Origin of the sequence: Roseburia faecis, assembly GCF_001406815.1 — a bacterium.
Taxonomy (GTDB): Bacteria; Bacillota; Clostridia; order Lachnospirales; family Lachnospiraceae; genus Roseburia; species Roseburia faecis.
On the sequence record NZ_CVRR01000059.1, the window covers coordinates 1 to 1405 of the forward strand.

The 1405-nt window shown below is 43.8% G+C and carries 2 protein-coding genes and 1 pseudogene; 2 read left to right on the top strand and 1 reads right to left on the bottom strand.

Annotation, left to right across the window (positions count from 1 at the left end; translation table 11 throughout):
- The first annotated feature begins 43 nt into the window (after window positions 1–43).
- The gene (locus tag M72_RS13310; RefSeq protein WP_261291835.1) at window positions 44–367 is read left to right on the top strand and encodes a hypothetical protein; all 324 of its coding nucleotides are present in this window, start codon (window positions 44–46) and stop codon (window positions 365–367) included.
- 31 nt (window positions 368–398) lie between these two features.
- Window positions 399–599 (top strand): HTH domain-containing protein, encoded by a 201-nt coding sequence (locus M72_RS13315; protein ID WP_055068569.1) that lies wholly within the window; start codon window positions 399–401, stop codon window positions 597–599.
- Window positions 600–669: 70 nt separating this feature from the next.
- On the opposite strand, the pseudogene M72_RS13320 reads toward M72_RS13315, so the two are convergent.
- Window positions 670–1305 (bottom strand): annotated as a pseudogene (locus M72_RS13320) (phage tail tape measure protein); the annotation flags it as partial.
- Window positions 1306–1405: the final 100 nt, after the last annotated feature.

Sequence of the window (1405 nt, forward strand, 5' to 3'; positions counted from 1 at the left end):
TACGATTAATGGATGTTTGGGCACTGTGACAAATCAGAGTTATATGATTGATGCAAACGGAAATATTATAGAGACAGCATCTGGTACAAATGATCCAGATGGGAAAATAGCGAAAGAGAATGCTGAACGAAAAGCAAAAGAGAACAGAGAAACAGAGGAAAAGGTAAAAGAGAAAAGAGCTGCTAAAAAAGCAGAGGAAGAAAAAGCTGCAAAGAAACGTGCAGAAAAATCGGCAGAAAGAAAGGAAACGGGTGATTATACCTTATCCGTAACTGGTACTGATGTAAAAAGTATGACACAAAGCCTTGTAGCAGGATCTGTGAGTATTTCTGTACCTGATAGATCAAGTTTTGATATTAAGGCATAAGAGGGTTCGGTAAAAGGAAAATATCAAATCGGTGCTTTGGTTGGAAGTGCTTGTTTCCTATTATGGCATATCCAAGCTAACGATAGCAAAAATGGCTGGTGTTGAGGAAAATGATATTGACAGGCTTTTAGTCAATCCACCAGAAAAAGTTGAAATCGAAGTAAAATATAAAATTGCTGTGACTGTTATGGAGCTGCGATTTTGGATAAAAGATTGTGAGTTGCCAATATAATCAATAGTTTCTTCTATGAAAAGATAAGATGACAGGGTGGAAGGCTATGGAGGAGGAGCTGCCGCCATGTGTAGTTCATAGCATCCGCAGTCTCGGATGCAGAGAATTTGGTCTTCGCACCCATCTCACGAGAATTTGTGCGGAGCTTGTCGAAGTCCTCTCCAGTTGCACCAGACACGGCGGCTACCTGGCTCATAGAAGAATCGAAATCGGAGGCTGTTTTTACAGCAGCAACGCCAAGAGCTGTAACTGCAGCAGAGGCAGGAAGGAGTTTTTTACCGGCGGAGGAAACCTTATCGCCTGCAGACTTCAGGTTTTCACCAGCTGTAGCAATCATCTGCAAAGCAGTGGCAGACTGATTTGCCTGAGTTTCCAGCTTTTTGAGATCTTCTTCCGTTTCGATGATCTCCCTCTGAAGGGCATCATACTGCTCCTTTGAGATGTCACCATTCGCAAGTGCCTGTTCTGCAGCAGTCTTGAGAGTAGCGAGCTTTTCCTTTGTTTCACTGACGGCACTGGAGAGGAGCTTCTGCTTCTGCGCAAGCAGCTCGGTGTTGCCTGGATCCAGTTTCAGGAGCTTTTCGACATCCTTGAGCTGACTCTGTGTATTCTTGATTTCTGAATTGACACCCTTTAAGGCACTCTGAAGCTTGGTAGTATCGCCACCGATCTCGACCGTGATACCCTTAATTCTACTTCCCGCCATAACGCACCTCATCTCTGAAAAATGGGCATAAAAATTGCCCGGCATTTCTGCCGAGCATAAAGAAAGCACCGATCAGATTTCTCCGACCGATGCTAATAAA

What these genes read in the sequence shown, in the direction of transcription:
- M72_RS13310 (WP_261291835.1), top strand. Translation starts at nt 44, where the DNA reads ATGATTGATGCAAACGGAAATATTATAGAGACAGCATCTGGTACAAAT.